Annotated in this window: 25 protein-coding genes; 15 read left to right on the forward strand and 10 right to left on the reverse strand. The window is 72.8% G+C overall.

What is annotated here, in order from left to right; all coding sequences use genetic code 11:
* Positions 1–275: 275 nt before the first annotated feature.
* The 8 genes from ABH937_RS06275 (at position 276) to ABH937_RS06310 (ending at position 6,671) form a co-directional block, all read left to right on the forward strand.
* Positions 276–1,214, forward strand: a complete 939-nt coding sequence (locus tag ABH937_RS06275; protein WP_370217480.1) for a hypothetical protein — start codon at positions 276–278, stop codon at positions 1,212–1,214.
* A gap of 245 nt (positions 1,215–1,459) precedes the next feature.
* Positions 1,460–3,058, forward strand: a complete 1,599-nt coding sequence (locus ABH937_RS06280; protein ID WP_280688992.1) for an ABC-F family ATP-binding cassette domain-containing protein — start codon at positions 1,460–1,462, stop codon at positions 3,056–3,058.
* A gap of 377 nt (positions 3,059–3,435) precedes the next feature.
* The gene (locus tag ABH937_RS06285) at positions 3,436–3,669 is read left to right on the forward strand and encodes a helix-turn-helix domain-containing protein (protein ID WP_035843861.1); all 234 of its coding nucleotides are present in this window, start codon (positions 3,436–3,438) and stop codon (positions 3,667–3,669) included.
* Between the two features lie 299 nt (positions 3,670–3,968).
* On the forward strand, positions 3,969–4,781 hold the full coding sequence (locus ABH937_RS06290) for an enoyl-CoA hydratase/isomerase family protein (protein WP_370217481.1): 813 nt from the start codon (positions 3,969–3,971) through the stop codon (positions 4,779–4,781).
* 171 nt (positions 4,782–4,952) lie between these two features.
* A complete protein-coding gene (locus ABH937_RS06295) occupies positions 4,953–5,438 on the forward strand; it encodes an Asp23/Gls24 family envelope stress response protein (protein WP_370217482.1) in 486 nt (161 codons plus the stop codon).
* Between the two features lie 81 nt (positions 5,439–5,519).
* Positions 5,520–5,711 (forward strand): hypothetical protein, encoded by a 192-nt coding sequence (locus ABH937_RS06300; protein ID WP_280688995.1) that lies wholly within the window; start codon positions 5,520–5,522, stop codon positions 5,709–5,711.
* On the forward strand, positions 5,708–6,115 hold the full coding sequence (locus ABH937_RS06305) for a hypothetical protein (RefSeq protein ID WP_370217483.1): 408 nt from the start codon (positions 5,708–5,710) through the stop codon (positions 6,113–6,115). Before ABH937_RS06300 ends, ABH937_RS06305 begins: the two co-directional genes overlap by 4 nt.
* A complete protein-coding gene (locus tag ABH937_RS06310) occupies positions 6,108–6,671 on the forward strand; it encodes a DUF6286 domain-containing protein (RefSeq protein ID WP_280688998.1) in 564 nt (187 codons plus the stop codon). The genes ABH937_RS06305 and ABH937_RS06310 overlap by 8 nt, the downstream gene beginning before the upstream one ends.
* Positions 6,672–7,400: 729 nt before the next feature.
* On the opposite strand, the gene ABH937_RS06315 is transcribed toward ABH937_RS06310, so the two are convergent.
* Together ABH937_RS06315 and ABH937_RS06320 are read right to left on the reverse strand one after the other, a co-directional pair.
* On the reverse strand, positions 7,401–8,162 hold the full coding sequence (locus tag ABH937_RS06315) for an SDR family oxidoreductase (RefSeq protein WP_280689000.1): 762 nt from the start codon (positions 8,160–8,162) through the stop codon (positions 7,401–7,403).
* 34 nt (positions 8,163–8,196) lie between these two features.
* On the reverse strand, positions 8,197–9,189 hold the full coding sequence (locus ABH937_RS06320) for a DEDDh family exonuclease (RefSeq protein WP_370217485.1): 993 nt from the start codon (positions 9,187–9,189) through the stop codon (positions 8,197–8,199).
* A gap of 164 nt (positions 9,190–9,353) precedes the next feature.
* Between ABH937_RS06320 and ABH937_RS06325 the strand changes: the two genes are divergently transcribed.
* Positions 9,354–10,397 (forward strand): zinc-dependent alcohol dehydrogenase family protein, encoded by a 1,044-nt coding sequence (locus tag ABH937_RS06325; RefSeq protein ID WP_280689002.1) that lies wholly within the window; start codon positions 9,354–9,356, stop codon positions 10,395–10,397.
* A 194-nt stretch (positions 10,398–10,591) separates the two neighbouring features.
* Positions 10,592–11,581 carry a GTP 3',8-cyclase MoaA gene (gene moaA / locus ABH937_RS06330; protein ID WP_280689003.1) on the forward strand — a complete coding sequence of 330 codons (990 nt, stop codon included), beginning with the start codon at positions 10,592–10,594 and terminating at the stop codon, positions 11,579–11,581.
* A gap of 7 nt (positions 11,582–11,588) precedes the next feature.
* Here the strand turns inward: moaA and ABH937_RS06335 are convergent, their stop codons facing one another.
* The 6 genes from ABH937_RS06335 to ABH937_RS06360 all read right to left on the reverse strand — a co-directional run bounded on the left by ABH937_RS06335 (position 11,589) and on the right by ABH937_RS06360 (position 17,499).
* Positions 11,589–11,876, reverse strand: coding sequence for a hypothetical protein (locus tag ABH937_RS06335; protein WP_280689004.1), 288 nt, complete (start codon positions 11,874–11,876; stop codon positions 11,589–11,591).
* Between the two features lie 316 nt (positions 11,877–12,192).
* The gene (locus tag ABH937_RS06340) at positions 12,193–12,555 is read right to left on the reverse strand and encodes a DUF3099 domain-containing protein (RefSeq protein WP_280689005.1); all 363 of its coding nucleotides are present in this window, start codon (positions 12,553–12,555) and stop codon (positions 12,193–12,195) included.
* A gap of 103 nt (positions 12,556–12,658) precedes the next feature.
* Positions 12,659–13,213, reverse strand: a complete 555-nt coding sequence (locus ABH937_RS06345) for an RNA 2'-phosphotransferase (RefSeq protein ID WP_280689006.1) — start codon at positions 13,211–13,213, stop codon at positions 12,659–12,661.
* A gap of 14 nt (positions 13,214–13,227) precedes the next feature.
* Positions 13,228–14,649, reverse strand: coding sequence for a metallopeptidase TldD-related protein (locus ABH937_RS06350; protein WP_280689007.1), 1,422 nt, complete (start codon positions 14,647–14,649; stop codon positions 13,228–13,230).
* The gene (locus tag ABH937_RS06355) at positions 14,649–16,196 is read right to left on the reverse strand and encodes a TldD/PmbA family protein (RefSeq protein WP_370217487.1); all 1,548 of its coding nucleotides are present in this window, start codon (positions 16,194–16,196) and stop codon (positions 14,649–14,651) included. The genes ABH937_RS06350 and ABH937_RS06355 overlap by 1 nt, the downstream gene beginning before the upstream one ends.
* Before the next feature lie 151 nt (positions 16,197–16,347).
* Entirely contained in the window at positions 16,348–17,499 is a 1,152-nt protein-coding gene (locus tag ABH937_RS06360; RefSeq protein ID WP_280689008.1) for an MBL fold metallo-hydrolase, read from the reverse strand.
* A gap of 274 nt (positions 17,500–17,773) precedes the next feature.
* Here ABH937_RS06360 and fabG point away from each other — a divergent pair, with 274 nt between their 5' ends.
* Entirely contained in the window at positions 17,774–18,493 is a 720-nt protein-coding gene (gene fabG, locus ABH937_RS06365) for a 3-oxoacyl-[acyl-carrier-protein] reductase (RefSeq protein ID WP_280689009.1), read from the forward strand.
* Positions 18,494–18,497: 4 nt separating this feature from the next.
* Complete coding sequence (fabI, locus tag ABH937_RS06370; protein ID WP_280689010.1) at positions 18,498–19,271, forward strand: enoyl-ACP reductase FabI; 774 nt, start codon at positions 18,498–18,500, stop codon at positions 19,269–19,271.
* A gap of 82 nt (positions 19,272–19,353) precedes the next feature.
* Here fabI and ABH937_RS06375 read toward each other — a convergent pair whose 3' ends face one another.
* Positions 19,354–20,034: a FadR/GntR family transcriptional regulator gene (locus ABH937_RS06375; RefSeq protein ID WP_280689011.1), complete on the reverse strand. Its 681-nt coding sequence runs from the start codon at positions 20,032–20,034 to the stop codon at positions 19,354–19,356.
* A gap of 83 nt (positions 20,035–20,117) precedes the next feature.
* On the opposite strand from ABH937_RS06375, the gene ABH937_RS06380 reads away from it, so the two are divergent.
* From ABH937_RS06380 to ABH937_RS06390, 3 genes are all read left to right on the forward strand, one after another.
* Entirely contained in the window at positions 20,118–21,434 is a 1,317-nt protein-coding gene (locus ABH937_RS06380; protein ID WP_280689012.1) for an MFS transporter, read from the forward strand.
* A gap of 71 nt (positions 21,435–21,505) precedes the next feature.
* Positions 21,506–21,628, forward strand: coding sequence for an SGM_5486 family transporter-associated protein (locus tag ABH937_RS06385; RefSeq protein ID WP_280689013.1), 123 nt, complete (start codon positions 21,506–21,508; stop codon positions 21,626–21,628).
* Positions 21,629–21,688: 60 nt separating this feature from the next.
* Positions 21,689–22,216 carry a histidine phosphatase family protein gene (locus ABH937_RS06390; protein WP_280689014.1) on the forward strand — a complete coding sequence of 176 codons (528 nt, stop codon included), beginning with the start codon at positions 21,689–21,691 and terminating at the stop codon, positions 22,214–22,216.
* A 97-nt stretch (positions 22,217–22,313) separates the two neighbouring features.
* Here ABH937_RS06390 and serB read toward each other — a convergent pair whose 3' ends face one another.
* Complete coding sequence (serB, locus tag ABH937_RS06395; RefSeq protein WP_280689015.1) at positions 22,314–23,555, reverse strand: phosphoserine phosphatase SerB; 1,242 nt, start codon at positions 23,553–23,555, stop codon at positions 22,314–22,316.
* Positions 23,556–23,741 lie beyond the last annotated feature (186 nt).

A 23,741-nucleotide genomic window follows, 5' to 3' on the forward strand; every position in this document is an offset into this window, starting at 1 on the left:
CGGCTGCCCACCGACCGTAAGCTGATGCGCTGTCAGAAAAGCCGAATGTCACCCCAAAGTGGACAGTTATCGCGAGCCTGGCCGATCTCGACTGGCCCCGATCGCCGTCCTGATCGATCCTCAGCGGTTTCTGCCGCGTCAACCGTCGCCGATCCGCGCGGCCCGGTGCCGAGCCGGTCCGCCGACCCCCGTCGAATGTCCGGTTCTGCGTCTGTGGGACCGCAGGGGGGCACCACCATGCTGACGCCCAAGCGCCCACCAGGTACCCTCCCGAAGTGTCCTGGAAGCCGCTTCGTACTCTGACCCCCCGGTCGGCCCTGCCCGCCATGGCCGTCCTGCTGGTGCTCGGCGCCGGCGCCGCCGCGCACGCCAACCGCCCGGTTCCGTTCGGCGACCAGGTGTCGGCACCCGGCAACGCCCAGGCCAGCCCGGTGGTCGCGCAGTCCGCCGCACCGGTCGTCCCGGACTTCCGGGTGGGCCCGGGCCTGGAGGCGTACGACCCGTCCAGCGGCGCGCTGCTCTGGTCCTACCGCCGGGACGGCGCCACCGCGCTGCACGTCACGCCGCTCGGCCAGAGCGCCGTGGTGGTCTGGGACGACGGCATGGTCACCTCGGTGGAGATCGACAATCACCAGGTCCGCTGGCACCGCTCCGTGCCGGGCCTGTCCGACTGGCTGCAGGGCGTCGGCGAGCCGGGCGCCGACCAGCGCACCGATGCCCAGCGCGAGCAGCTCGAACTGCAGCGGGCCGCCGCCGCCGTGCAGGTGGCCAGCGAGCCCGAGCCCTGGGTCCAGGTGCTCACCCCGGGCCTGACCATGGGCTTCCGCGACCGTGACGGAGATCTCAGGTTCAACGCCCGCCCGCAGGACGGTTGCACCTACGACCCGTTGCGCGCGGTGGACACCGACATCGCGGTGCTGGTCCCGCGCAGCTGCACCGCCACCACCGGCGCGGGCCACCAGGTGCTGCCCGGGTCGATCACCGGCTTCCGACTGGACGGTCACGGCTACGTGCTCAACGCCGGCCCCAAGGTGAAGATCACCAGGCTGGACGCCAAGCGGGTGCAGATCGACGACGGCCCGCTGGTCGGCACCCGGGTCTTCGACACCGACCAGGGCGCCTCGGCGATCCCGTGCGACAGCCCCGAGGCACCCTTCGCGGCGGTCAAGCCGCAGGACGGCTGCCCGGTGGCGGTACCGGCCGCCGACCACTGACGGCCCCGGCCGGCCGGGCACCCGCGTCATACCGCCGAGCATGCTCGGGGCGCCCGGTAGACTGGCCCGCATGGCTGTTCTCCTCGGGCATTAGCGGCGGCAGCCGGTGAGGCTCCCGGTCCGTGCCCGTGCGTGCGGTCGGGTGCCGGCGCCGGACCGTCCAGCACGCCCTGACCCCCGCCGCACCCCCGTGCCCGGCCGCTCCGCGCGCCCCGGGCCGCCCAGCTTCAGGAGTTCTCGCAGCCATGATTTCCGCCAACGCCCTCGAACTGCGCGCCGGCGCCCGCATCCTGATCGAGTCCGCCAGCTTCCGGGTCGCCCCCGGCGACCGGATCGGTCTGGTCGGCCGCAACGGCGCGGGCAAGACCACGCTGACCAAGGTGCTGGCCGGCGAGGGCCTGCCGGCCGGCGGCACCGTGACCCGCTCCGGCGAGGTCGGCTACCTGCCGCAGGACCCGCGCACCGGCGATCTGGACGTGCTCGCCAGCGACCGGATCCTCTCCGCCCGTGGCCTCGACACCGTGCTGAAGAAGATGCGCGAGAACGAGGAGCGGATGGCCAACGGCAAGGGCGCCACCCGCGACAACGCGATGAAGAAGTACGCCCGCCTGGAGACCGAGTTCCTCACCAAGGGCGGTTACGCCGCCGAGGCCGAGGCCGCCACCATCGCCGCCGCGCTCGGCCTGCCCGACCGGATCCTCGGCCAGGAGCTGCACACCCTCTCCGGCGGTCAGCGCCGCCGGGTGGAGCTGGCCCGGATCCTCTTCTCGGACTCCGACATCCTGCTGCTCGACGAGCCGACCAACCACCTGGACGCCGACTCGATCGCCTGGCTGCGCGACTTCCTGAAGACCTACAAGGGCGGCTTCATCGTCATCTCGCACGATGTCGAGCTGGTCGAGACGGTCGTCAACAAGGTGTTCTACCTGGACGCCAACCGCTCCGCGATCGACATCTACAACATGGGCTGGAAGCAGTACAAGCAGCAGCGCGAGGACGACGAGAAGCGCCGCAAGCGCGAGCGCGCCAACGCCGAGAAGAAGGCCGCGACCCTCAACTCGCAGGCCGACAAGATGCGTGCGAAGGCCACCAAGACCGTCGCCGCCCAGAACATGGCCCGCCGCGCCGAGAAGTTGCTGGCCGGTCTCGACCAGGTCCGGGTCTCGGACAAGGTCGCCAAGCTGCGCTTCCCGGACCCGGCGCCGTGCGGCAAGACGCCGTTGATGGCCGAGGGCCTGTCCAAGTCCTACGGCTCGCTGGAGATCTTCACCGACGTCGGCCTGGCGATCGACCGTGGGTCGCGGGTGGTCATCCTCGGGCTCAACGGCGCGGGCAAGACCACCCTGCTGCGGATGCTCGCGGGCGTGGAGAAGCCGGATACCGGTGAGATCATCCCGGGGCACGGCCTGAAGATCGGCTACTACGCCCAGGAGCACGAGACGCTCGACCCCGAGCGCACCGTGCTGGAGAACATGCGCTCCGCGGCGCCGGACACCGACCTGGTGCAGATCCGCAAGATCCTCGGCTCCTTCCTCTTCTCGGGCGACGATGTCGACAAGCCGGCCGGGGTGCTCTCCGGCGGTGAGAAGACCCGGCTCGCGCTGGCCTCGCTGGTGGTCTCCAGCGCCAACGTGCTGCTGCTCGACGAGCCCACCAACAACCTCGACCCGGCCAGCCGCGAGGAGATCCTCGGCGCGCTGCACTCCTTCAGCGGCGCGGTGGTGCTGGTCACCCACGACGAGGGCGCGGTCGAGGCGCTTCAGCCGGAGCGGATCATCCTGCTGCCGGACGGCGTCGAGGACCTGTGGAGCCCGGCGTACCACGACCTGGTCTCGCTGGCCTGAGCCCGCTGCTCATTTCGCCTTTCTGTCGCCCGTGATCGGTTCGCCGGTCGCGGGCGCTCGACTTCGGTAGACGCGCGCTCCTGCATCCAGCCGATGCCGTCTCATCAGGTGGACCCATTCGGGAATGTCGGCGGGAGAGATTCCGTTTTATTCGGATCCGTTCGTGTCGCCGCCCGGGCGGCCCTGCTGATCAGCTCTTTCGCCCCGCCAGGCCGGATTCCGCCGGGGGCGCACACCCAGGGTGAGCGGCCCGACGCGCTCGGATCACGCCCCTGCTGGGCCCTTTTCGCCGGATGGACCTTGTCGAATGGGTGGCCAGGACGCTGGGGATGGGTGATCATGGGAATCTGACCGAGCACAGCTACGAGGAGGCACGGGTGGCCGAGACTCTGAAAAAGGGCAGCCGGGTGACTGGTGCCGCGCGTGAGAAGCTCGCGGCCGAGTTGAAGAAGAAGTACGACTCCGGAGCGAGCATTCGCGCGCTGGCGGAGGAGACCGGCCGCTCGTACGGCTTCGTGCACCGCATGCTGAGCGAGTCCGGAGTGAACCTCCGGGGTCGCGGTGGCGCCACGCGTGGAAAGGCCAAGGCTGCTGCGGCAGCCGGTTCCTGACTGGCCGTCAGGTCAGGTGCCGCGTTCTCTCCGGTCAGCCGGTGGCCGGGTGGCATCAGGTTCCGACAGTCCGTCAGTACGCCCCTATCAGTACCCCCGACGCATCGGCGACCGTGACAGGTACCTTCCCCCAGCCTCCGGCCGGGAGGGGCCCCATGGCCGCCGATCGTCATGTCCGCACGCAGGGTGAAGCTCGGCCGGAGCCACGGCGGTACCCAAGGCTCGGACAATAAGTTACTCTCCGGTAGACCCAGTGGGCAGTGCGCTGGAGCCTGTCCCGACCCTCGCCGGAGGTGCCCATGACCGCGCCCGTCCCCACCCCTGACCACTCGGCCGCGTGGCAGGAGGCCGGCGTCCGACTCGACGTCGAGGGCGAGTTCGCGACGGTCACGCTCTGCCACCCCGGGCGCCGCAATGCGCAGACGCCCGCGATGTGGCGGGCGCTGGCCGCCATCGGCCGTGAGCTGCCCGCGACGGTCCGGGTGGTGGTGCTGCGGGCCGAGGGCGTCTCCTTCTCGGCCGGCCTCGACCGGGCCATGTTCACTCCGGAGGGGATCCCCGGAGAGCCGAACTTCCTGTCGCTGGCCGCCTCTTCGGACAAGGAGCTGGACGAGGCGATCGCCGGCTACCAGGAGGCGTTCACCTGGTGGCGGCGTCCCGACCTGATCAGCATCGCGCTGGTGCAGGGCCACGCGGTCGGCGCCGGGTTCCAGCTCGCGCTCTCCTGCGACCTGCGGATCTGCGCCGAGGACGCCCAGTTCGCGATGCGCGAGACCTCGCTCGGCCTGGTCCCCGACCTGACCGGCACCAAGCCGCTGACCGACCTGGTCGGCTACGCCCGCGCGCTGGAGATCTGCGCCACCGGCCGCTGGGTGCACGCGGCGGAGGCCGCCGCGACCGGGCTGGCCAACCTGGTGGTGCCCAGTGCCGAGCAGCTGGACGAGGCCGCCCGCGATCTGGCCGCCGCGCTGCTCGCCGCGCCGCGCGCCGCGGTGATCGAGACCAAGGCCCTGCTGGCCGGCGCCGGCGACCGCTCGTACGAGGAGCAGCGCGCCGCCGAGCGGGGCGCCCAGGCGCGCCGGCTGCGGGACCTGGCGGGGATCGGCGACTGACGCGCCTAGGCGGCACGGTCCGGGCGGGGTCCGGCTCTCGGAGGGGGAGAGCCGGACCCCGCCTTTTCCACGTCCGTGACCAGGGGGACTCCAGGGGCGAGTTTCGTGGCGGAATGTCACAGTTGGGGCAGATTGCGGTATAGCTGGAGACGTCCTTCAGGAGGCACCCCCATGCCCGAGACCCCCAAGCCGTCCGACCTGAGCAAGTCCGGCCCACCGCACGGCGAGGCGCACAGCGGCCCGCCCCTCGAGGAGCGCGGGCGAACCGCACTGGCCGATGGTGTGGTGGAGAAGATCGCCGGGATGGCGGCCCGTGAGGTCCCCGGCATCCACGCGCTCGGCTCAGGTCTGGCCAGGACCTTCGGCGCGATGCGGGACCGGGTGCCCGGCGGACGGTCCAGCATCTCGCGCGGCATCAAGGCCGAGGTCGGCGAGAAGCAGACCGCGATCGACATCGCGCTGGTGGTCGAGTACGGGGTGGTGATCCCGGAGCTCGCGGCGACCGTGCGGCGCAACATCATCCTCTCGGTCGAGCGGATGACCGGCCTGGAGGTGGTCGAGGTGAACATCGCCGTCAACGACGTGCACCTGCCCGACGAACCGGACGAGGAGGAGGAGCTGTCCTCCTCCTCGGACCGGCGCTCCCGGGTCCAGTAGTCCCCACCGAGTCCGCAGCGAACTGCGCAGCGCGGCCCGCATCGCACTCCGCCTGGAGTTACTCCGTTTGGGAGCTCAACGATGAATCTCGCCCTGATCGGCATGGTGGCCGGGATGGCCCTGGGCTTCGCCGGCTACTTCGGCGGGTTCGCGGCCTTCCTGCTGGTCGCGGTGCTCGGCGTGGTCGGCTTCGTGGCCGGCCGGGTCCTCGAGGGCGACATCGATCTGCGCGATCTCGGTGACCTGCTGCGCGGCCGCGACCGGCGCCGGTGAGGGGCGGCGGCGCGGCCCGGGGCTTCGCGGCGGAGCCGGGCTGGGGGCGGGACACCGGGCGCGGCACGCCGCCCGCGCAGCGCGGGCGGCTGCGGATCGCCGATCGGGTGCTGGTCCGGATCGCCGAGCTGGCCGCGCGCGACGCGCTGGGGCCCGACCGGGTCGGTGAGCTGCCCCGGGTGGAGGTGGCCGTCACCCAGGGGGTCGCCCAGGTGCGGGTGGGGGTGGAGCTGCCGTTCCCGGCCGACCTCGGCCGGTGGGCGGCGGCGGTGCGGGCGGCGGTGGCCGAGCGGGTCGGTGGGCTGACCGGGATCCCGGTGCGCGAGGTGCTGGTGGTGGTGGAGCGGCTGCACCCGGTGGGGCTCGGGGACGAGGCGCCGTCGGACGGAGCCGCTGATGAGTGAGGCCGGACAGGTGAGCCCGGGCGGGCCCGGCTTCCGGGTGCCCCGCTCGCCGCGGACCAGGGCGGCGGCGCTGGTGGCGGGCGTGCTGCTGGCCGGGGCGGGACTGCTGTTCTACGACGCCGCCTCGCGCTGGGCCGGGCACCGGACCGGCAGTTGGCGCCGCTGGCTGGCCGATCAGCTCGACTCGCGGCAACTGGACACCGGGTGGGTGCTGGCCGGGGCGGTGCTGGTGGGACTGCTCGGCTGCTGGCTCTGCGTGCTCGCCGTCGCCTCGGGCGCGGGGCGTTGGCTGGTGCTGCGGCAGGCTCCCGGGACGGTGGTGGACCGGCACGGGGTGGCCGCGCTGCTGGAGACCAGGGCGCTGGAGCTGCCGATGGTGGCGTCCGCCCGGGTGCGGGTCGGGCGGCGGCGGGCACGGGTGACCATCCACGGCAGCGCCGATCTGGCGCGGGCCGAAGCGGTGCTGGGGGCGGAGCTGGCCCGGCTGGGTCTGCTGCGCGCACCTGTGCTGCGGGTGCGCGGGCGGCCGGCCAAGCACCGTCCGCCGATGCACTGACCGGCACCTGACCCCCGGACCGAGGCTGAGAGGAGGTGACCCGCGGTGAGTCGAGCCACCGTCAACCGGCTGCTGCTCGGGCTGATCGGGGTGCTGCTGGTGCTGGGCGCGCTGCTGGTGCTGGCCGGCGGGCTGGACGTGTACCGGCACCTGGGCGTGACGCCGCCCGGCTGGTGGCCGCTGACCTCGCCCCACCAGCCCGTGCTGAGCACCGCCTCGCGCACCCGCTGGCGGGATCGGGGTTGGTGGTGGCCGGCGGTCGTCGCGGGGCTGGCGGCGCTGGTGCTGCTGGCACTCTGGTGGCTGCTCGCCCAGCTGCGGCGGCCGACCCCGACCGAGCTGGAGCTGCCCGCGGTGGCCGGTCCTGGCCTGCGGGTGCGGCTGCGCGGGACGGCGCTGGCGGAGGCCGTCCAGGGTGCCTCGCTGGGGCTGCCCGAGGTCGCGGCGGCTCGGGTGCTGCTGCTCGGCCGGGGCCGGCGGTTGCGGCTGCAGGCGATCCTGCTGCTGGAGCCGGGCGCGGGGGTGGCGGCCGCGGTCGAGGCCTTCCGGGCCGGCCCGGCCGCGCACGCGGCGGCGGCCGTGGGGCGCACCGGGGAGCAGTTGCCGCTGGACCTGCGGGTGCAGGTCGCCCGGAGCCCGGCCCCGCAGCACCCCCGGCAGCAGCGCCGCCGCGCCCGCCGGGCGGGCCGGGGTCCGCGGCCCGGGGCCGCCCGGCGGCCGGAGCAGCCGTCAGAAGGTGTGCAGGGCACCGCCGTCGACGGGGATCATCAGGCCGGTGAGGTAGGAGGCGGCCGGGGAGAGAGCGAAGGCGGCGACCTTGCCGAACTCCTCGGGGGTGCCGTAGCGGCCGAGCGGGATCCGGGCGCCCGCGGCGGCCCGGGCGGCCTCGGGGTCGGGGGCGAGCGCGTCGAGTTCGCGCACCCGGTCGGTGTCGATCCGGGCGGGCAGCAGGCCCAGCACCCGGATGCCACGCGGGCCGAGCTCGCCGGCCAGCGCCTTGGCGGCCATCGCGAGGCCCGGGCGCAGGCCGTTGGAGATGCCCAGTCCCGGGATCGGCTCGCGCACCGAGCTGGAGAGCACGAAGGCGATCACGCCGCCCTCGGTGAACGCCGCGGCCGCCGCGCGGGCCAGCCGCAGCGCGCCGAGGAAGACCGTCTCGAAGGAGTCGCGCCAGTCCTGGTCGTCCGTCCCGAGCACCGATCCGGCGGGCGGGCCGCCGACGCTGATCAGGATGCCGTCCAGGCGGCCGAAGCGGGTGACGGCGGTGGTGACGATCCGTTCGGCGGCCTCGGCGTCGGCGTTGTCGCCGACCAAGCCGACGGCGGCCGGCTCGCCGCCGAGGGAGTCGACGGCGGCGTCCAGGCTCTGCTGCTGACGGCCGGTCAGCAACACCTTGGCGCCGTCGGCGGTCAGCTCACGGGCGGCGGCGAAGCCGAGTCCGCGGCTGGCGCCGGTGACCACGTACACCTTGTCGTGCAATCCGAGATCCATGGGGCCATCCTGCCGCAGCGGCGGGCGGGGCGGCTCAGCTGCCCGGGTGCACTGCTACGTCGGCGAGCAGCTGCAGGAACGCGTCCTCGCCCATCGTCGGGGTGCTCAGCTCGCGGGCCTTGCGGGCCTTGCCGCTCCAGCTGCCCGGCTCGTTGGTGACCAGCAGGCTGGTGAGCCGGCTGACCGAGCTCGCGATGTGCAGGCCCGCCGCGATCGCGCGGTCCTCCAGCAACTCCCGGTCGGTGGCGGTGTCGCCGGTGATCGCCACCCGCATGCCCTGGACCAGCGGGCCGCCCTCCCGCCAGCGCCCCGGGTTCGGGTACGGGCAGGCCGGGCGCTTGCGGCCGGGCCGGTAGGAGGTGGCGCCCCAGGAGCCGCGGGCGGGCGAGGCGGACACGGTCTGGCCGTCCTCGCCGAGGTCGGTGACCGCCACGCAGGTGGTCAGCGGGAGCGGCACGCCGCCGCTGCGGGCCAGGTGCAGGCTGGGGCGGAACGCCTCGGCGAGCACCCGGGCGTCGTCCAGCGCGTTGTGCGCGTGGCGCTGCTGGACGCCGAAGTAGTCGGCCAGCGTGGAGAGCTTGCCGTTGGCCAGCGGCAGGCCGAGGTCGCGGGAGAGGACCATGGTGCACAGCCGCTGCTCCACCGGCGCGCGAAGCCCGGCGCGGGAGAACTCACGGGAGATCATGTTCCAGTCGAAGAGCGCGTTGTGGGCCACCATCACCCGGTCGCGCAGCCGTTCGGCCAGCTCCTCGGCGATCTGCGGGAAGGTCGGCGCGTCGGCCAGCATCACGCTGGTCAGGCCGTGGATCCAGACCGGCCCTGGATCGCGCTCGGGGTTGACCAGGGTGTACCAGTGGTCGACCATCTCGCCGTCGGCGTCCAGCCGGTAGACGCCCGCCGAGATCACCCGGTCGGTGCGGCCCAGGCCCGTGGTCTCCACGTCGACCACCGCATAGCCCGCGGAGCCTTCGGATGCACCGGTGCGCTGCGTGGGGATCGGGCGAGCCGTGGGCTGGAGCGCATGCATGGTGCACCAGCTTAAGGGGCGGTGCCCTCGACGGATGACGGAACTCCTCGGCACGCCGGGCGATGCGGCGTGGATCACGTTGAAGCGGACCGCGGAATAGAGTGGCAGGTGGGGCGGGTCGTACAGCTGGACGAATTTCCATCAGGTACCCGAAGGGCATCACCATGCGCGCCACCGTGATTCACGGCCCCAATGACATCCGGATCGAAGAGGTCCCCGACCCGGTGATCCAGCAGCCCACCGACGCGGTGGTCCGGGTGGTGAACGCCTGTATCTGCGGCAGCGACCTGTGGGCCTACCGGGGCGTGGCGGACCGCGAGGTCGGCCAGCGGATCGGGCACGAGTTCCTCGGCATCGTCGAGGAGGTGGGCCCGGCGGTCGACGGATTCAAGGTCGGCGACTTCGTGGTCGCCCCGTTCGTCTGGTCGGACGGCACCTGCGACTTCTGCCGGGACGGCCTGCAGACCTCCTGCCCGCATGGTGGCTTCTGGGGCAGCGTGGGCTCGGACGGCGGCCAGGGCGAGGCGGTCCGGGTCCCGTTCGCCGACGGCACGCTGGTCAAGCTGCCCCACGACGCGGCCACCGACCCGGCGCTGCTGCCCAGCCTGCTCGCCCTCTCCGACGTGATGGCCACCGGTCACCACGCCGCCGTCGCCGCCCGGGTCCGGCCCGGCTCGACGGTCGCCGTGGTCGGTGACGGCGCGGTGGGGCTCTGCGGCGTGCTGGCCGCGCACCGGCTGGGTGCCGGTCGGATCATCGCGCTGGGCCGGCACGAGGCCCGCACCGAGATCGCCCGGAAGTTCGGCGCCACCGATGTGGTGGCCGAGCGCGGCGAAGCGGCGATCGAGGCGGTCCGCGAGCTGACCGGCGGTCAGGGCGCGCACGCGGTGCTGGAGGCGGTGGGCACCGAGGAGTCGATGCGCACCGCGATCTCGATCGCCCGCGACGGCGGCGCGGTCGGTTACGTCGGCGTGCCGCACGGCGGCAGCGCGGGCGTGGACATCGGCCAGATGTTCGGCCGGAACGTGGCGCTCGGCGGCGGCGTCGCGCCGGCCCGCGCGTACATCCCGGAGCTGCTGGCCGACGTGCTGGCCGGTGACATCAACCCCGGGCTGGTCTTCGACCGCACGGTCGAGCTGGACGGCGTCCCGGCCGGATACCAGGCGATGAACGACCGCACCGCGCTGAAGGTGCGGATCGCCTTCTAGGCCCTGAGCGAGCCAGGCGGTCGCCTCGCAGGGCCGCCGCGCCGGCGGGCCGGCGACGTAGGCTGACTTTGGAGGTTCGCTCCCGTACCGGGATCGGCGCGCACCCGGGCCCAAGATCCCTCTGGTCTAAGCTGGCGCCCGGTCCGCCCCCGGTGGGTCGGGCGCCGGTCCGTGACAGGGAAGAGGTGGGCACCGTGCTGTTGGATAGCTTCGGCCGACAGGCCGTTGATCTGCGGGTTTCGCTCACCGACCGGTGCAATCTGCGCTGCACCTACTGCATGCCCGAGCAGGGTCTGCAGTGGCTCGCCAAGCCCGAGCTGCTGACCGACGAGGAGATCGTGCGGCTGGTCGCGCTGGCCGTCCGGGACCTCGGGGTGCGCGAGGTGCGGTTCACCGGCGGTGAGCCGCTGCTGCGCCCGGGTGTGGTGTCGATCATCGCGGCCTGCGCCGAGCTGGCGCCGCGCCCCGAACTGTCCCTCACCACCAACGGCGTGGGTCTGGCGCGCACCGCGCGGGCGCTGCGCGAGGCCGGCCTGGACCGGGTCAACGTGTCGCTGGACACGCTGGACGAGGAGACCTTCCACACCCTGACCCGCCGGCACCGCCACCAGGACGTGCTGGACGGTCTGGCCGCCGCCGAGGCCGCCGGGCTGACCCCGGTCAAGCTCAACACGGTGCTGATGCGCGGGGTCAACGACCACGAAGCACCCGAACTGCTCGCCTGGTGCCTGGAGCGCGGCTACCAGCTGCGGTTCATCGAGCAGATGCCGCTGGACGCCCAGCACGGCTGGACCCGCTCGCAGATGGTCACCGCCGAGGAGATCCTGGAACTGCTCGCGACCCGCTTCACCCTCACCCCCGAGCCCAGCGCCGCGCGCGGGGCGGCACCCGCCGAGCGCTGGCTGGTGGACGGCGGCCCCGCGACGGTCGGGGTGATCGCCTCGGTCACCCGGCCGTTCTGCCGGGCCTGCGACCGCACCCGGCTGACCGCCGACGGCCAGGTCCGCAACTGCCTCTTCGCCACCGGTGAGACCGATCTGCGCACCGCCCTGCGCTCCGGTGCCTCGGACGCCGAGCTGGGCGCGCTGTGGCGGGCGGCGATGTGGGGCAAGAAGGCGGGCGCGGGGATCGACGACCCGCAGTTCCACCAGCCGGACCGCCCGATGTCGGCGATCGGCGGCTGACGGGACGTCAGGACTCGTCCTGGTCCTGCGCCTGGTCCCGCGCCTGCTGTTGTGGCCGGTCGGCCAGCGCCACGGTCTCGCGCAGGAAGCCGCGCACGCTCAGGAACTGGCTCAGGTGCTCGCGGTGTTCGCCGCAGGCCAGCCAGGTCTTGCGGCGGTCCGGGGTGTGCAGTTTCGGGTTGTTCCAGACCAGTACCCACTCGGCGGCCGCCTTGCAGCCCTTGGCCGAGCACTTGGGGGGACCGTCGGGGCCGTCGGGAGCGCCGCCCGCCGCGCCGAAGAAGTCGATGCTCATGATCGACAGTTTCTCACCCGGGCCGGTTTCCCACCTCGGCCGGTGGAGCAGGATCCCTGCGCACCACCCTGATGCGGACATGGCGACGCCGGGCAGCCACGGGGGGAGCCGCCCGGCGTCGGTCCGTCACTCCGACGGGGGATGCGGAGCGCGTACGCAGTATGTCACGGAAAGGTGGGCCTTTGGCTAGCCCTCTCAAGACTAATTTGAGCTTCTCCTGAGGTTCAGAGCTGACAAAAGGCATGAAAAACGGGCAAGTTGGTCACAGCTGATATGAAACCTCAGCTGTCGCCCTGACTTGCCCGTATACGGAGAGTCAGCTTTTGCCGGGTGGCTCCGGGGCGGCCTCGCCCCGGCCGCCGCCACCCGTACCGCCGGGGCCGAGCATCAGCGGGGTGTCGGCCGGCATGTCGAAGGTGCTCGGCAGGCCCGGGGCCCGCTCCCGGCCGGCGTTGGCGATGATCACCGCGAAGTACGGCAGCAGGACGGCGCCGGCCAGCGCGCCGAAGGCGACGTAGCGCTGCACGTTCCACAGCGCCACCGCCAGCAGCACGCAGGCGGTGCGGACCAGCATCGAGATGATGTAGCGGCGCTGCCGCCCGCGGACGTCCTCGGAGAGGCTGGTCCGGGCTCCGGTGATCCGGAAGACCCGACCGTCGTCCGACTGCCTGCCGCCCATCTGCATCGCCGCCCTTGGCTCCACCCGCGCGACACCGATTCCGCCCGGTTTGCTCCACCGTACGCTCCCTCGATCCCCGGTCGGAGAGCGGGGGAGCGGCCGCTCATCCGGCGCTGTGCCGGGTGAGGCGGTCGGGTGGCACGGTGTCGGTGAGCCAGACGCCGTTCGCGCTGATCCGGAACTCGTGGCCGGCCGCGGCCAGGCCCGCCGCGTCCACCCGCAGCACCACTGGACGGCCGTGCCGGGCGCCGACCTTGAGTGCCGTCTCGACGTCGGCGGAGAGGTGCACGTCCTGCCGGCTCATCGGGCGCAGGCCCTCGGCGAAGATGACCGGCAGGGTGCGTTCGGCGGTGCCGTGGTAGAGCACCGGCGGGGGCTGGGTGGCGGCCAGGCCCAGGTCGACCGCCACCGTGTGGCCCTGGCTGGCCCGGATCCGGCTGCCGTCCGCCGAGTAGGCGAAGCGTTGCTTGTTGTTGTTCGCCACCACCAGGTCCAGGTCGGCCCGGCTGAGCCGGTTCCCGGACCGGGCGAAGGCGGCGAGCAGCGTGTCGACCGGGACCCAGCCGCCCTCGTCGAGGGTCAGGCCGACGGCGCCCGGGTCGTGGCGGAGTATGCGGGAGAGCCGCTTGGAGGTCTTGACCAGGCGTTTTTCGTCCAAAGGGGGGTTCCTCACTAGGAAGCTTGACTGACCGAGCTCATGTTGAAGTCCGAGACCCGCACCGGCGGCATCGCGGCGCGGCTGAACCAGTCGCTCCACTCGCGCGGCAGGCAGCGCTCGGTGCGGCCGGCCTCGGTGATCCGGCCGAGCAGGTCGACCGGCGATTCGTTGAAGCGGAAGTTGTTGACCTCGCCGACCACTTGGCCGTTCTCGACCAGGTAGACGCCGTCCCGGGTGAGGCCGGTGAGCAGCAGGGTGGCCGGGTCGACCTCGCGGATGTACCAGAGGCAGGTGAGCAGCAGTCCGCGTTCGGTGCGGGCGACCATGTCGGCCAGCGTCGGAGCCGCGCTCTGGTCGGCCAGCTCCAGCAGCAGGTTGTCGCCGGCCGGGCGGACCGGCAGCCCGGTGAGGGCGGCGGTGTGCCGGGTGGTCTGCAGCTCGGCCAGCTCGCCGCCCCTGATCCACTCGGTGGCACCCACCGGCAGGCCGTTGTCGAAGACCGAGTGCGAGTCGGTGGAGGAGTGCGCCAGCACGAACGGCGCGCTCTCCAGGCCGGCGGCGGCCGGGTCCGAACGGAGCGTCAGCGGCAGCTGCGCCAGCCGTTCGCCGAGCCTGGTGCCGCCGCCGGGCCGGCTGAAGACGGTGCGGCCCTCGACGGCGTCCCGGGCGTTCATCGACCAGCTCAGCGAGATCATCAGGTCGGCCAGCGCGCTCGGTGGCAGCAGCGTCTCGTAGCGTCCGGCCGGCAGGTCGATCCGGCGCTTGCCCCAGCCGAGCCGCTCGCCGAGGGTGGACTGCAGCTCGGCCACGTCCACGTCGGCGAAGTCGCGGGTGGCGGCGCCGGCCCAGGCGGAGGCGGCGCCGGCCTTGGCGTTCAGCTCCACGGTGCCGGTGGGCTGGTCGTGGCGCAGCCGCAGGCCGGTGGAGCTGCCCAGGTAGCTGCTGATCAGCTCGTGCCGGGCGAAGCCGTAGAGCGCCTGGCCCGCCGTGCGGGCCCGGGCGAAGGCGGCGCCGAGCTGCGGGGCGAACTCGGCGAAGACGTCGATCGAGGTCTCGGCGGGCGGCTCGGTGAAGCCGGCGCTCGCGGGGGCGGCGTCGGGGCCGAGCAGCGGCTGGGCGTCCTCGGCCGGGCCGGCCGCGCGGGCGGCGGCCTCGGCGGCCCGGACCAGCTCCTCGATGTCGGCTGCGGTGACCGCCTCGCGGGCCAGCACGCCCGAGGCGGTGCCCTCGGTGCCGTGCACGGTGGAGATCACGGTCAGCCGGCGGCCTCGGGTGACGCCGTTGGTGGTCAGCGCGCCGCCCGGCCGGTTGTCGGGGGCGGCCCAGCGCAGGTTGGCGCTGGTCTCCTCGTCGACCAGGACCACGCAGCCGTCGGCCCGGGAGAGTTCCAGGGCCCGCTCGACCAGCTCGTGCGGAGAGTTGTGCTGACCGGCCATCAGTGCGCCGCCTCCTGCTGCGTGTTGAGGATGTTGACCTGCTCGAAGAGGGCGGAAGGGCAGCCGTGGCTGACCGCCGCGATCTGGCCCGGTTGGGCCTTGCCGCAGTTGAAGGCGCCGGCCAGCAGGTAGGTCTGCGGCCCGCCGACCGCCTTCATCGAGCGCCAGAAGTCGGTGGTGGTCGCCTGGTAGGCGAAGTCCTTGACCTGGCCGGCCAGCTCGCCGTTCTTGATGGCGTAGGCGCGCTGGGCGGTGAACTGGAAGTTGTACCGCTGCATGTCGATCGACCAGGACCGGTCGCCGACCAGGTACAGGCCGTTCTCGACGCCGGCCCAGAGCTCGGCGGTGTCCGGCCCCGCGGCGGCGGGTTGCAGCGAGACATTGGCCATCCGCTGCACCGGGACGTGTCCGGGGGAGTCCGCGAAGGCGCAGCCGTTGGACCGGCCTAGGCCCTTCGACTTCGCCATCCGGCGGTCGAGTTGGTAGCCGGTCAGGATGCCGTCGCGGATCAGGTCCCAGGACTGGGTGGCCACCCCCTCGTCGTCGTAGCCGATGGTGGCCAGGCCGTGCTCGGCGGTGCGGTCGCCGGTGACGTGCATCGAGTCCGAGCCGTAGCGCAGCACGCCCAGCTGGTCGAAGGTGGCGAACGAGGTGCCGGCGTAGGCGGCTTCGTAGCCGAGCGCGCGGTCGAGTTCGGTGGCGTGGCCGATCGACTCGTGGATGGTGAGCCAGAGGTTGGTGGGGTCGATCACGAGGTCGTAGCGACCCGGCTGGACGCTGGGCGCCTTGACCTTCTCGGCCAGGTACTCGGGGATCCGTGCCAGCTCGCCCGCCCAGTCCCAGCCGGTGCCGCCGAGGTACTCCCAGCCGCGCCCGGCCGGCGGGGCCAGGGTGCGCATCGACTCGAAGGCGCCGGTGCGGTCGTCCACCGCGACGGCCTCCAAGGAGGGGAGCAGGCGGATCCGTTGCTGGGTGGTCATGGTGCCGGCGGTGTCGGCGTAGAACTTGTTCTCCTGCACGGTCAGCAGGGTGGCGTCCACGTGCGAGACGCCGTCGGCGGCCAGCAGGCGGCTGCTCCAGTCGGCCAGCAGGCCGGTCTTCTCCGCGTCCGGCACGTCGAAGGGGTTGATCTCGTAGGCGGAGATCCAGGTGGCGTCCTGGTGCACCGGCTCGTCGGCCAGCTCCACCAGGTCGCCGCCGCCGGCGGCCTTGCTGATCCGGGCCGACAGCCTGGCCACCGCCACCGCCTGCTCGGCCACCTGGGCGGCGGCCTGTTCGGTCAGGTCCACGCCGGCCGCGAATCCCCAGGCGCCGTCCAGCACCACCCGCACCGCGAAGCCGAGCTGGAGGCTGTCGGAGCTGCCGGCCGGCTTGGCGTCGCGCAGCCGCCAGGACGCGCTGCGCACCCGCTCCATGCGGAAGTCCGCGTGGCTGACGCCGAGTTGGCGGGCCCGGTCGAGCGCGGCGGCGGCCAGCCGGCGCAGCGGCAGGGCGAGGAAGAGCGGATCGACCTGGCGGCCGGCTGAGCTGCTGGCGGTCGGCGGCATCGGACTCCCTGGTGGTGACGGGCCGGCGGGCGGCGAGCGGTGCGGGCCCGCCCGGGTCAAGGGGGTCCCGCACCGCATCATGGCCTGCCAGCGCCCTTTCAGCCAGGAAATAACGGTCCGCGTGGCTGACGATCCGTCAGTTCCGTTCTGCTCAGGCCAGATCGGCCCACCAGGGGTCCAGCTCCGGCGGGTCGGACACCTCCACCCGCTCGCCCGGGCGCGGGACCGCGACCGGCACGCCCTGCGCCTTGGCCTCGGTGAGCAGCCGCTCGATGGGCTCGGACCACGGGTGCAGGCCCAGGTTGAAGGTGCACCAGTGCACCGGGACCAGCAGCCCGCCGGTCAGCTCCCGGTGGGCCAGCACCGCGTCCTCGGGGCTGAGATGGATGTCCGCCCAGTACCGGTCGTACGCGCCGATCTGCACCAGTGCGGCGTCGAACGGGCCGTGTTCGGCGCCGATCGCCGCGTAGCCCTCGAAGTAGCCGGAGTCGCCGGTGTAGAAGACCTTGCGGCTCTGCCCGGCGATCACCCAGGAGCCCCAGAGCGTGGTGTTGCGGGTCAGCGAGCGGCCGGAGAAGTGGTGCGCCGCGGTCAGCGTGACGGTCAGCTCGCCCAGCGTGCAGGTCTCGTCCCAGTCGAGCTCGATGATCCGGTGCTCCGGCACGCCCCAGCGGCGCAGGTGGCCGCCGATGCCCAGCGGCACCGCGAACGGTGCGGACTGGCTGCGCAGCAGGCGCTTGACGGTCGGCATGTCCAGGTGGTCGTAGTGGTCGTGCGAGATCAGCACCACGTCCACCGCGGGCAGCTCCTCCAGCTCCATCGGCACCGGGTGCAGCCGCTTGGGGCCCAGGTGCGCGGAGGGCGAGCAGCGTTCGCTCCACATCGGGTCGAGCAGCACCCGGGCGCCCTCGATCTCCACCAGTGCGGAGGCGTGCCCGTACCAGGTGATCGCCACGCCCTCGGCGGCCGGCCGGTCGGCGGGGGCCGGCTCGCGGACCAGCGGGACCGGGCGGCGCGGGGTGCCCCCGCCGCGCTCGGTCAGGAAGCGGCGCAGCACGGTCGGGTCGGTCGGCGAGAAGCGCTGCGGGGAGCGGGCCACCGTGGAGGGCGCGTTGTGGAAGGTGCCGTCCGCGTACTGGGGAGAGTTGCGGATCCGGTCACCCGGCTCGGCGTCGGGGTCGCGCCCGAAGGCGGCGGGGACCTCGCGCAAGGCCCAGGCCGCGGCGCCGAGCCCGACGGCCGCGGTGGTCAGGGTGAGCAGTCGGCCCCGGCGGCTGCCGCCCTGGGGGTTTGCCTCGCTCATCGGGATGCCGCCCTTTACTGGAGTGTTCTCGGCAGTCGGTCGGGCCACAGGCTACGACTCCACCCGCCCGCACGGACAGGCCAACGGGTATCCGCCGCTTGGCGTTCCCGACAGCTCGACCCGGTCAGGTCAGGGCAGTCTTTGTCGGAAGGCGACAGATCCGACCCGAATCACCTGTTGAGCCCTGATTCGTCGCGATGCGGAGGCAACCGATAGCGTCACACTGCGTACGCTGCCCGTGCGTCGCGCAACCACGAAAGGGAGAGGTGGATCGTTGAGCCGCTCGGTTCTCGTCACCGGAGGTAACCGGGGCATCGGCCTCGCCATCGCCCAGGCCTTCGCCGAGGCGGGCGACAAGGTCGCCATCACCAGCCGTTCCGGCGAGCTGCCCGAGGAGCTGGCCAAGTTCGGCGTCCTCGCGGTGCGCTGCGACATCAACGACACCGCGCAGGTGGATGCCGCCTTCACCGAGGTGGAGAAGGAGCACGGCCCCGTCGAGGTGCTGGTCGCCAACGCCGGCATCACCAAGGACGTGCTGATGCTGCGGATGACCGAGGACGACTTCACCTCGGTGGTCGACACCAACCTGACCGGCACCTTCCGCGTGGTCAAGCGCGCCTCGGCCAAGATGCTGCGGGCGAGGAAGGGCCGGATCGTGCTGGTCTCGTCGGTGGTGGGCCTGCTGGGCTCGCCCGGCCAGGCCAACTACGCGGCCTCCAAGGCCGGCCTGGTCGGCTTCGCCCGCTCGCTGGCCCGCGAGTACGGCCCGCGCAGCATCACCGTCAACGTGGTCTCGCCCGGGTTCGTCGACACGGCCATGACCGCGGTGCTCAGCGAGGAGCGCCGCCAGGAGATCGTCTCGGGGGTGCCGCTGGGCCGGTACGCCGCGCCCGCCGAGGTCGCCTCCACCGTGCGGTTCCTCGCCTCCGACGAGGCCGCGTACATCACTGGAGCCGTCATTCCCGTGGACGGCGGATTGGGCATGGGTCACTGAGAACATGAGCGGAATTCTCGAAGGCAAGCGGATCCTGATCACCGGCGTGCTGATGGAGTCCTCCATCGCCTTCCACACCGCGAAGCTGGCCCAGGAGCAGGGTGCCGAGATCATCCTGACCGCCTTCCCGCGGCCCACCCTGACCGAGCGGATCGCCAAGAAGCTGCCCCGGCCCGAGAACGTCAAGGTGCTGGAGCTGGACGTCAGCAACACCGAGCAGCTGGACGGCCTGGCCGACCAGGTGCGCGAGCACCTCGGCAGCCTGGACGGCGTGGTGCACTCGATCGGGTTCGCGCCGCAGGACGCGCTGGGCGGCAACTTCCTGAACACGCCGTGGGAGTCGGTCGCCACCGCGATGCAGATCTCGGCGTACTCGCTGAAGTCGCTGACCATGGCCTGCCTGCCGCTGATGGCCGAGGGCGGCTCGGTGGTCGGCCTGACCTTCGACGCCCAGGTGGCCTGGCCGCAGTACGACTGGATGGGCCCGGCCAAGGCGGCGCTGGAGGCGACCTCCCGCTACCTGGCCCGCGACCTGGGCAAGCAGGGCATCCGCTGCAACCTGGTCTCGGCCGGCCCGCTCAAGTCGATGGCCGCCAAGTCGATCCCGGGCTTCGAGCTGCTGGCCGACACCTGGAACCACCGCTCGCCGCTGAACTGGGACGTCACCGACATGGACCCGGCGGGCCGCGGTGTGGTCGCGCTGCTCTCGGACTGGTTCCCGAAGACCACGGGCGAGATCATCCACGTGGACGGCGGGCTGCACGCGATCGGCGCCTGAGCGCTGCACTTTCAGCGGCGACCCTCGTCGCGGCCGGTCGACCGGTCGTGGCGGGGGTCGCCGCTGTTGGTCGCGACAGACCCTACGACTCGGCGTCCATCCGGCCGCAGGCCCCGATCACGGCCGAGGACTCCGTCGCGGCGGCCGCCGGATCGCCACTGCTGATCGCGGCGAGGATCCGGTCGTGGCCCACGTAGCGCTCGGGCGAGAGCACCGGGCCGATGTCCTGGCGCAGATGGGCACGGGTCACCTCGCCGAGGTCGGCGTAGACCTCGGCCAGCACGTCGTTGTGCGCGGCGGCCACCACCGCCTGGTGGAAGGCCGCGTCGGCCTGCACGAAGACCTCGGCGTCGCCGCCGAACCAGGCCTCCTCGCGCCGGGCCAGCGCGCCGCGCAGCAGCGTCAGGTCGCGTTCGGTGCGCCGGGTCGCGGCCAGCGCCGCCGCGCCCGCCTCCAGCACCGAGCGGAGCTCGGCGATCTCCTGCTGCTCGGCGTCGGCGAACCGCCGGTGCATCACCCCGGCCAGTTCGCTGGTGGCCAGCACGTAGGTGCCCGAACCCTGGCGGATGTCCAGCAGGCCGTTGTGGGCGAGCGCGCGGACCGCCTCGCGCACGGTGTTGCGGGCCACGCCCAGCTGTTCGACCAGCGCGGCCTCGGTGGGGATCCGTGAGCCGACCGGCCACTCACCCGAGGTGATCTGGGCCCGCAGCTGGGCGATCACCTGATCGGCCAGCGGGGTGCGCCTGGGCGAGGACAGCGTCATGGTGCTCCTTCGGAGGCTCGGCTGGGACCATCTTCTCTCGATGATGGCTCGCTAATTCATCCCATCATTCTATGATGGTGCCTATGCTCTCAGCGTCCTCCGAAGCCGCGTCCCGCGAAGCCGACTCCGACACCACCGCCCGAACGACTCCCGCGCCGGCCCCTGCGCCGACCCCTGCTCCGGCCGTGGGCCACCGCTCCGGCCGGCTCGGCTGGCTGCTGGCCGCCGCCGTCGCGCTCGCCGCGTTCAACCTGCGGCCCGTGGTGACCAGCCTCGGCCCGCTGCTCCACCAGGTCCGCGACGACCTGCACATGAGCGCCACGGTGGCCGGGCTGCTCACCGCCGTGCCGTCCTTCTGCTTCGCGATCTTCGGCTTCGCCGCCCCGGCGCTGGCCCGCCGGTTCGGGCCCACGGTGGTGGTGACCGCGGGGCTGGGCGCGATCACCGCCGGCGTCGCCGCCCGCGCCTTCTCCGGCAGCACCGCCGTCTTCCTGCTGCTGACCGCCCTCGCGCTGGCCGGGGTGGCGGTGGCCAACGTGCTGATCCCGGTGGTGATCAAGCGCTACTTCCCGGACCGGGTCGGGCCGATGATCGGGCTGTACTCGATGGCACTGTCGGCCGGCACCGCGCTGGCCGCCGCCGTCACCGTGCCGCTGACCAGCGCGCTGGGCGGCAGCTGGCGGCAGGGCCTGGGCATCTGGGCGGTGCTCGGCGGGCTCGCGGTGCTGGTCTGGCTGGTCACCCTGGCGGTGCGCCGGGACGGGCGGCCGGCGCGGGACGGGGGTGCCGCCGCCGGGAGGCTGGCGATCACCCGCAGCCGCACCGCCTGGGCGCTGGCGGTCTTCTTCGGCTGCCAGGCCACCGGCGCGTACGCCGTGATGGGCTGGCTCTCGCAGATCTTCCAGGACGCGGGCGTCAGCGCCGGCACCTCGGGCATGCTGCTCGCCCTGACCATGGCGATCGGCGTGCCGATCTCCTTCGTGCTGCCCAGTTGGGCGGCCCGCCGTGGTGATCAGCGGATCTTCGTGGTGGTGCTGGCCGGCTGCGGCCTGGCCGCCTACCTCGGGCTGGCCCTCGCCCCGGCCGGCGGGCAGTGGCTCTGGGCCGTGCTGCTCGGCCTGTCCAACTGCGCCTTCCCGCTCACCCTGACGATGATCGGACTGCGCGCCCGGACCAGCGGTGGGGTGGCCCAGCTGTCCGCCTTCGCCCAGGGTGTCGGCTACCTGATCTCGATCCCTGGCCCGATCCTGGTCGGCACCCTCTACCAGCGCACCGGCGGCTGGGACCTGCCGCTCGGCTTCCTGGCCGTGCTGCTCGTGCCGCAGCTGCTGATCGGTCTGCGGGCGGCCCGGGCCCGGCACATCGAGGACGAGGTGACGGCGCCCCCGGCGGCCGGCTGACCCGGAATCGTGGACGAGGTGACGGCGACCCCGGCGGCCGGCCGACCCGGAAAGGATGCGAGACTCGGGCCATGCCCGTTCTCGAACCCAACCCGCCCGACAGCCGCCGCAAGCTGCTCCAGGTCTTCGGCGCGATCCTCGGAATCGTCGTGTTGATCTCGATCGTGGCGACGATCGCCCAGTCGATGGGCTGATCCCGACCGGCGGGCCGTCTGGCCCGGTAGCGAGCACGGTTTTCTGCGAAGCTTTCTCGTATGAGCCTCAACGCGCCTCGCAGGATCACCGTGCTCCGCCATGCCAAGGCCGACTGGCCGGAGGTCGCCGACCATGAGCGCCCGCTCGCCGACCGCGGTCGCCACCAGGCGCCGGCCGCCGGGCAGTGGCTGGCCGACTCGGGGATCAACCCCGACTTCGTGCTCTGCTCCAGCTCGGTGCGCACCCGGGAGACCTGGAAGCTCGCCTCGCACGAGCTGCCCAAGCGCAGCCGCAAGACGGTCTTCGAGGATCGGGTCTACGACGCGACCGCGGGCGAGATCATCGCGGTGCTGCAGGAGACCCCGGACCAGTTCGCCGACCTGATCCTGATCGGGCACAACCCGGGGGTGCAGAACCTGGTCGAGGTGCTGGCCGGGGACGAGAGCATGGGCGACGAGCTCGCCCGGCTGCGCCAGGGCGGGTTTCCGACCGCCGGGATCGCGGTGTTCTCCCTCGACGGTTCCTGGAAGTCGGTCGAACCCGGGGCGGCCAAGCTGGTCTCGTTCTACGTGCCGCCGCAGGACTGACGCCGCAGTGCCGCAGTACTGACATCGCAGCCGGTGTGGTGGGCCCGGTACGTGGTGCGCGTACCGGGCCCACCACCCGCGCGTCGAGAAGGGGCTCCTACTCCGGCGGCGTCCCGTGCAGCTCGTCCGCCGCCTCCACCTCTTCGCGGGTGATCCCCAGCAGGTAGAGCACGGTGTCCAGGAACGGCACGTTGACCGCGGTGTCGGCGGCCTCGCGGACCACCGGCTTGGCGTTGAAGGCCACGCCGAGTCCGGCCGCGTTCAGCATGTCCAGGTCGTTGGCACCGTCGCCGATCGCCACGGTCTGCTCCAGCGGCACCTTGGCCTGGTCGGCGAAGCGGGCCAGCCAGCGGGCCTTGCCGGCCCGGTCGACGATCTCCCCGGTGACCCGCCCGGTGAACCGGCCGTCCTCGACCTCCAGCGTGTTCGCCGCCGCGAAGTCCAGCCCGAGCAACTCCACCAGGTAGTCGGTGACCTGGGTGAACCCGCCGGAGACGATGCCCACCTGGTAGCCGAGCCGCTGCAAGGTGCGGATCAGGGTGCGCGCCCCCGGTGTGAGCCGCACCTCCGAGCGCACCTTCTCCACCACCCCCGCGTCCAGCCCGGCGAGCAGCGCCACCCGGGCCCGCAGGGATTCGGCGAAGTCCAGCTCGCCGCGCATCGCCGCCGCGGTCACCTCGGCGACCTCGGCCTCGCAGCCCGCGTGGGCCGCGAACAGCTCGATCACCTCGTCCTGGATCAGGGTGGAGTCCACGTCCATCACCACCAGGCGCTTGGCCCGCCGCTCCAGGCCCGCCGAGACCACCGCGATGTCCACCCGCTGCGCGGCCGCCTCCACCGCGAGCGCGGCCCGCAGCCGCTCGGTGGCCACGCCGGAGACGGCCAGCTCGACCGCGGTCACCGGGTACTTGGCCAGCCGGAAGACGCGGTCGATGTTGCCGCCCTCGCAGGTCACCTGCCGGGTCAGCGCCGAGACGGCCGCCGCGGTGAGCGGGTGGCCGAGCACCGTGACGTGTGAACGGCCCTCGGCGCGCGGCCGGTTGTCGCCGGTGCCGGAGATGATCTCGGCCTGGAGCCTGGTGTCCTCGGCCCACCGGTGCACGGTGGCGCGCAGCGCACCCTCGGCCCCCAGCGCCCCGCCGGCCGGCGGGGTGATCAGAGCACAGAGCGTTATCCGGCCACGGGTGACCACCTGCTCGATGTCGATCACGTCGACGTCGAACGCGGCCAGCGTGGCGAAGAGTCCGGTGGTGATGCCCGGACGGTCCTTGCCGAACACCTTGACCAGCAGAGTGCGCTCGTCGTCGGCAGTCCGGGGCTGCGGGGGAGTGCTGTTCATGGTGCTGCCCACGCTACCTGGCCGCACCCCGCGCACTCGGGCGCGTCCGTCCTCTGGACGTCCGTTGTTCACCGGCGATTCGCCGCGCGATCCGGCACGAGATCCGCACGAGATCCGCACGAGCTCGGGCGCGTGATCCGGCTCGTCGTCCGGCACCCGGGGCGGCGGGGAGCAGCCGCTGTCACC

Origin of the sequence: Kitasatospora sp. GAS1066B (assembly GCF_041262605.1) — a bacterium.
Taxonomy (GTDB): domain Bacteria; phylum Actinomycetota; class Actinomycetes; order Streptomycetales; family Streptomycetaceae; genus Kitasatospora.